The sequence below is a fragment of the Mesorhizobium sp. M7A.F.Ca.MR.362.00.0.0 genome (assembly GCF_004023175.1).
Classification (GTDB): Bacteria; Pseudomonadota; Alphaproteobacteria; order Rhizobiales; family Rhizobiaceae; genus Mesorhizobium.
Map to the genome: position 1 here is coordinate 7,465 of NZ_RZTF01000158.1, position 5,549 is coordinate 13,013.

The 5,549-nt window shown below is 62.4% G+C and carries 7 protein-coding genes and 2 pseudogenes; 3 read left to right on the forward strand and 6 right to left on the reverse strand.

The genetic code is table 11. From position 1 onward, the window contains the following. From EOC06_RS42900 to moaA, 4 genes and pseudogenes are all read right to left on the reverse strand, one after another. A pseudogene (locus tag EOC06_RS42900) lies at window positions 1-248 on the reverse strand (EamA/RhaT family transporter); the annotation flags it as partial. Window positions 249-473: 225 nt separating this feature from the next. Continuing rightward, window positions 474-833, reverse strand: coding sequence for a hypothetical protein (locus tag EOC06_RS19420; protein WP_127269771.1), 360 nt, complete (start codon window positions 831-833; stop codon window positions 474-476). A 120-nt stretch (window positions 834-953) separates the two neighbouring features. After that, on the reverse strand, window positions 954-1,385 hold the full coding sequence (locus tag EOC06_RS19425) for a hypothetical protein (protein WP_245469798.1): 432 nt from the start codon (window positions 1,383-1,385) through the stop codon (window positions 954-956). A gap of 88 nt (window positions 1,386-1,473) precedes the next feature. After that, window positions 1,474-2,469 carry a GTP 3',8-cyclase MoaA gene (gene moaA / locus EOC06_RS19430; protein WP_128308539.1) on the reverse strand — a complete coding sequence of 332 codons (996 nt, stop codon included), beginning with the start codon at window positions 2,467-2,469 and terminating at the stop codon, window positions 1,474-1,476. A 199-nt stretch (window positions 2,470-2,668) separates the two neighbouring features. On the opposite strand from moaA, the gene EOC06_RS19435 reads away from it, so the two are divergent. Next, window positions 2,669-3,022, forward strand: coding sequence for a gamma-butyrobetaine hydroxylase-like domain-containing protein (locus tag EOC06_RS19435; protein ID WP_128308540.1), 354 nt, complete (start codon window positions 2,669-2,671; stop codon window positions 3,020-3,022). 73 nt (window positions 3,023-3,095) lie between these two features. Next, window positions 3,096-3,707 carry a pyridoxamine 5'-phosphate oxidase family protein gene (locus tag EOC06_RS19440; protein WP_128308541.1) on the forward strand — a complete coding sequence of 204 codons (612 nt, stop codon included), beginning with the start codon at window positions 3,096-3,098 and terminating at the stop codon, window positions 3,705-3,707. A gap of 17 nt (window positions 3,708-3,724) precedes the next feature. Here the strand turns inward: EOC06_RS19440 and EOC06_RS19445 are convergent, their stop codons facing one another. Next, a complete protein-coding gene (locus EOC06_RS19445) occupies window positions 3,725-4,177 on the reverse strand; it encodes a MarR family winged helix-turn-helix transcriptional regulator (RefSeq protein WP_023813960.1) in 453 nt (150 codons plus the stop codon). Between the two features lie 47 nt (window positions 4,178-4,224). On the opposite strand from EOC06_RS19445, the pseudogene EOC06_RS19450 reads away from it, so the two are divergent. Beyond that, window positions 4,225-5,134, forward strand: a pseudogene (locus EOC06_RS19450) (alpha/beta hydrolase). Between the two features lie 13 nt (window positions 5,135-5,147). Here the strand turns inward: EOC06_RS19450 and EOC06_RS19455 are convergent. Continuing rightward, the gene (locus tag EOC06_RS19455) at window positions 5,148-5,543 is read right to left on the reverse strand and encodes a rhodanese-like domain-containing protein (protein ID WP_127270856.1); all 396 of its coding nucleotides are present in this window, start codon (window positions 5,541-5,543) and stop codon (window positions 5,148-5,150) included. Window positions 5,544-5,549: the final 6 nt, after the last annotated feature.

The window sequence follows — 5,549 nt, forward strand, 5'->3', positions numbered from 1 at the left end:
GTGGCACCGGCCTCGCTGATCACGCGCAGGGCCACCAGAGGCTGCAGCATCGAGCCCGGGCGGGCGAGCGCGCCGCGCTGCCAGGCGAGCAAGCCAACGAAAAGCGAAGCGAAAGCCCCACGGATCAACATGACCTGCGCCATGTTCATCGATTGTGACGAGTATTTGGTGATGGCATCGTTGAGGCAGAAGCCGGCCATCGCCACCATCATGAACAACGCGCCGCGAATATTTGGTGACAGGGGCAAGACGGGTACCGGTTCTGCTAATGCATGTCGCCCAAAAGTGACCTCGGTTTTGGGGAAACGACACGCATAAGAAACAAAGACCTAAAGCGCGTCGCCTGAATCCGTTCAAACGCGACGCGCTTTAGGCAGCAAGCCTGTAACAGCCGGGCGTGAAACAGCAACAGCAAAGGGCTGGGCCACAGCCTTGTTTGTGGCTCAGAAGATCACCTGCAATGGCGGCAGAACTTACTTCTTCGGCGTCAGCACCTCGGTGCCATTGCCTTCCTTGCCGGCGATGGTCCACAGACCATGCAACGAGCCGTCGTCCGTCATCTTGTAGACGACGAGGCCGATATCCTTGCCCATGACATAGCCGGCCGAGAAGGCATCATCGTTGCGCATGCAGATGCCGTCGGAAGATGAGCCACCGGTTTCCCAATGGATCGCGCAGGTCGTCCCGCTGGTCAGCGTGATGGTTGCCTCGCCGCCATAGGCAGAGCCGTCGAAGTTGGTGCCGGCGACCGTATAAGTGCCGCCGATCGACTGGGCCGCAGCGGGCACGGCCGCGAGACCAAGCAAGGCTAGAGAAAGAACGAGTTTGCGCATGGTGTATTCCCCCTGTGAGCGAAGATCCGCTTCCAGGGAAAGGGTAGGTTGGAACAGACTGGCCGTAAATCCGGCTGTGGTTCGCGAACAAGACTTTTTCTGGGGTGTGGTCCGAAACTTTCACGACCCCTTGAGACTGCCGGCAATGGCGCCGACCAGCGGGTCGTATTTCGACTTCAGGGCCGGAGGGTAGTCGACCCAGACCGTGCGGATGATACCGTCTCTCCCAAACAGACGTCGCTCGTAAAACATCTTTCCATCCTTAACGCCCGACAGCACCGCCCAATCGCTGCCGGCCTTGCCATAGGTCACCTTGTAGCCGGCTTCATCGCTGGCCTTCTCGGCCGCCACAAAGCCCTTCGGCGTATCGTTGTCTATGTTGAGGATGCCGGAGCAGATCAGGCTGGCGCCATCGGCGCTCAGCCATTGCTGTCCGTCGCCATTATCGGGCTCCGGCTGGCGATCGGTGAAGATCTCGTCGGGAAAGGTGCAGACGGTGCCGAAGCGCTCGTTCACATAAGTGAACGGCGCGGCGACCGCACTTGCTGCCATTGTCGCAATCGCCAGGAATGAAGAGTGCAGCCGCATGCTCGCCTCGAGTCATGATCCGAAGCGATCTTGCATGAATTTCACGAAAAGATCAGCCGCCGGTGACGCTCATATGGCGTGACACCGATGGGCGGCTGGTGCGGCGGTCGATGATGAAGTCGTGGCCCTTGGGCTTGCGGCCGATGGCTTCGTCTATTGCATCGGCGACCAGCTCGTTGCCTTCGGAGGCGCGCAAGGGCGCGCGCAGGTCGGCGGCATCTTCCTGGCCCAGGCACATATAGAGGGTGCCGGTGCAGGTCAGCCGGACGCGGTTGCAGCTTTCGCAGAAATTATGCGTCATCGGCGTGATGAAGCCGAGCCGTCCGCCAGTCTCGGCGACCTGGACATAGCGGGCCGGGCCGCCGGTCTTGAAGGGAATGTCGGTCAGCGTGAACTGGCGTTCCAGCGACGCGCGCAGCAGCGACAGCGGCAGATACTGGTCGGTGCGGTCGGCATCGATCTCGCCCATCGGCATGGTTTCGATGACCGTCAGGTCCATGCCGCGGCCATGCGCCCAGCGCATCATATCGGGCAGCTCGGCGTCGTTGAAATCCTTCAATGCCACCGCGTTGAGCTTGACCTTCAGCCCCGCGGCCTGCGCGGCATCGATGCCTTGCATGACCTTGTCGAGATGGCCCCAGCGGGTGATCTTGTGGAACTTGTCGGCATCGAGCGTATCGAGCGACACGTTGATGCGCTTGACGCCGCAATCGGCGAGTTCGGCGGCAAAGCGCGACAGCTGCGAGCCGTTGGTGGTCAGCGTCAGCTCTTCCAGCGCGCCGCTGGCGAGATGCCGCGAGAGCTGGCGCACCAGATGCATGATGTTCTTGCGCACCAGCGGCTCACCGCCGGTCAGGCGCAATCGCCTGACGCCCTTTTCGATGAAAACCGTGCACAGCCGGTCGAGCTCTTCCAGCGACAGCAGGTCCTTCTTCGGCAGAAAGGCCATGTCCTCGGCCATGCAATAGGTGCAGCGGAAATCGCAGCGGTCGGTGACCGACACGCGGAGATAGCTGATCGTGCGGCCGAAAGGATCAATCATGTCCATGCTTCAAGCGCTTCCCGTGACCGTGAACGGCTTCGTTATATACCGCTATGTGATACGATCCGGCCTGCTGTTCAAGATAGCGCCTCTCGATCTTTGGTAACATCTCTCAGCCGACATCGCATGTCGGTCGGTCTCATCAGGCCTTTTCCCGTTTGGCGAAGCGGCGTAGGGAAGGGTGGATGAGACGGGATCGAACAGCATGACCGCACCGAAAGAGCTCAGGGTCTCCAAGGACCGCAAACTTCTGTCCGTCACCTTTCCCGACCATCGGCCGTTCGAACTGCCGGCGGAACTGCTGCGCGTCGCCTCGCCATCAGCCGAAGTGCAAGGCCATTCGCCGGAGCAGCGGGTGACGGTCCCCGGCAAGCGCAATGTGGCAATCCTCAAGATCGAGCCGGTCGGAAACTATGCTGTGCGCATCACCTTCGACGATTTCCACGACACCGGCATCTTCACCTGGAATTACCTGCACACGCTCGGCCACGAGAAGGATGCGCGCTGGGAGGCCTATCTCGCGGAGCTTGCGGAAAAGGGCCTGAGCCGGGATCACTAGATTGATTCCGCTCGCTGTCGTCAAAACGTCATCGAGATGGCGTAGCGCCGGCAAAGGTTTGGAGGCGAGAAAAATGTCCGTCATCACCACGGTCGAACAGCTCGAGGCGCTCTATGGGGTTCCAGGCGAGGCCTCGCTGGTCAAGGAACTCGACCAAATCATTCCCGAATATGCCGCCTTTATCGAAGCCTCGCCCTTTGTCGCGCTGGCGACCAGCGGGCCGGAGGGGCTTGATTGCTCGCCGCGCGGCGATCTCGCCGGCTTTGTGCGCATCCATGATCCGAAAACCCTGATGATGCCGGACCGTCGCGGCAACAACCGCGCCGATTCGCTGAAAAACATCATCCGCGACCCACGCGTCGGCCTGCTGTTCCTGGTGCCGGGCTCCGGCACGACGCTGCGTGTCAATGGCCGCGCTCATATCACGACGGATACAGCGCTGTGCGCATCATTCACGGTGGATGGCAAGGCGGCGCGATCGGTGACCGTCATCGACATCGATTCGGTCTATTTCCAATGCGCCCGGGCCATCGTCCGCTCCGAGCTCTGGAACGCAGCAAGGCATGTCGACCCGAAGTTGCTGCCGACGCCCGGACAGATCCTGGAGATCACCAGCCGCAGGAACATCGACGGCGAAACCTACGACAAGGAATGGCCGGAGCGGGCGAAGAAGACGATGTGGTAGGTTGGGCTGAAAAGCCCTCACGCCTCTTTCAGCACATCATAGATCTTGCGCATCTGCTCGCCGATCATGTCACATTGTTCCGGCGTAGACTGGCTCATCGCCTTCTCTATCAGCGCCATGTGCACTTTCAGCGCCTGCATCAACAGCGCCTCGCCGGCCTCGGTGAGCGCGAGCCGCAGGATGCGCTTGTCCTTCTCGTCGCCTTCGCGGCGCAGCAGGCCACGCGCTTCCAGCTGCGGCAAAAGCATGGTGATGTTGGAACGGCCGACGAGCAGCTTGCGGGCAAGATCGTGCTGCGACATGCCGGGGTGGCGATAGAGGTTCATCAGCACGTCGAGCTGCGCCGGTTTCAAATCGAGCGGCGCAAGCTTCACCGCCAGCGTGCGCTCCAGCACATGGCAGGCGCGCGCCACCGCGACCCAGTTGCGGAAACGCGGGTTATCCCAAGGCAGCTCTTGTTTATTGTTCATCTTTGAACTATTATGTTCATGCTTGAACGTATGGATGGATTTTCACTATGGCATCATTCGGGCTGAAGGTCATCCGGAGCGTGTTCGGTGCGGCAGAGCGTGTCGCGCCGCGGCTTAGCGGACGCGCGGCGTTCGAATTGTTCTGCCGCACCCCCGAATGTCAAGGCGCTCAGCGATGGCGAGCGCCGTGCTGTCGACCGTGCGGCCGGGTTCATGACCGAGGCGCGTCATCACCGGCTGAAGACCGCGACCGGCTGCGTCATGGTGCACGAGTTCCGCCCGGAGCCGGGCAGGGCGGCCGCCGGCACGGTGCTCGTCGTCCATGGCTGGCGCTCGCGCACCGAATATATGCGCGCCTTGATCGAAGGTTATCGCGCCGCCGGCCACCGGGTCGTTTCGCTTGACCTGCCCGGCCACGGCCAGTCGCAGGGCCGGCGCCTGAACATGGTCAATGCGGTGGATGCGGTGCGGGTTGCCGGCGAATGGTTCGGCCCCTTCGTGGCAGCGGTCGGCCATTCCTTCGGCGGCGCCGTCGCCGCCAACGCCATCGCCGGTTCGGTCAAGAACATCCCGCCACTGGCGGCCGGACGCCTGGTGCTGATCGCGGCGCCAAGTTCCTTGCCGGCGATCTTTGCCGACTTCAGCCGCATGCTCAATGTCGGCCCGCGCTCGCAAGCCGCCATGGCGGACCGGGTCGAGCATCTTTCCGGCCGACCCCTGCACGAATTCACCGGCGACCGTCAGCTCGCCCAGGCGCCGGTGCCGACCCTGGTCATCCATGCGCAGGACGACCGCGAAGTCTCGGCCGATCATGCAAGGCGCTATGCCGGCGCCGGCGGCCATGTGCGGCTCTACTGGGCCGACGGGCTCGGCCACCGCCGCATTCTCGCCGACAAGGGCGTGGTCGAACGCGCGGTTGGCTTCGTGGCGAATCGCGAGCCATTGCTGCTGCACTGAGCGGCGGTCGAGATTATTTCTTCTTCTCGCCGGGTTCGACCGGCAGTCCGGCGGCCTTCCAGGCGGTGTAGCCGCCAAGGATGTGCTTGACCGGCGAAAGCCCCATGTCCTGCGCCGTCTTTGTGGCCAGCGCCGAGCGCCAGCCGCCGGCGCAGAAGAACACGAAGTTCTTGCCCGAGGCGAAGAAGGGCTTGTGGTAAGGGCTTTCGGGGTCGATCCAGAACTCCAGCATGCCGCGCGTGACATGCTTGGCGCCGGGAATCTTGCCGTCGCGTTCCACTTCGCGTGGATCGCGCAGATCGACGAAGATGGTGTCTTCATCGTCGATCAGCCCGGCCGCCTCCTCCGGCGAAACCACCTCGATCACGGCGTTCGCCTCGTCCAGCAGCTCGCGATAACCCTTTTTCACGCTCTC

Coding starts and splice junctions, on each gene's coding strand:
- EOC06_RS19420 (WP_127269771.1), bottom strand. CDS start 833: ATGCGCAAACTCGTTCTTTCTCTAGCCTTGCTTGGTCTCGCGGCCGTG.
- EOC06_RS19425 (WP_245469798.1), bottom strand. CDS start 1,385: ATGGCAGCAAGTGCGGTCGCCGCGCCGTTCACTTATGTGAACGAGCGC.
- moaA (WP_128308539.1), bottom strand. CDS start 2,469: ATGGACATGATTGATCCTTTCGGCCGCACGATCAGCTATCTCCGCGTG.
- EOC06_RS19435 (WP_128308540.1), top strand. CDS start 2,669: ATGACCGCACCGAAAGAGCTCAGGGTCTCCAAGGACCGCAAACTTCTG.
- EOC06_RS19440 (WP_128308541.1), top strand. CDS start 3,096: ATGTCCGTCATCACCACGGTCGAACAGCTCGAGGCGCTCTATGGGGTT.
- EOC06_RS19445 (WP_023813960.1), bottom strand. CDS start 4,177: ATGAACAATAAACAAGAGCTGCCTTGGGATAACCCGCGTTTCCGCAAC.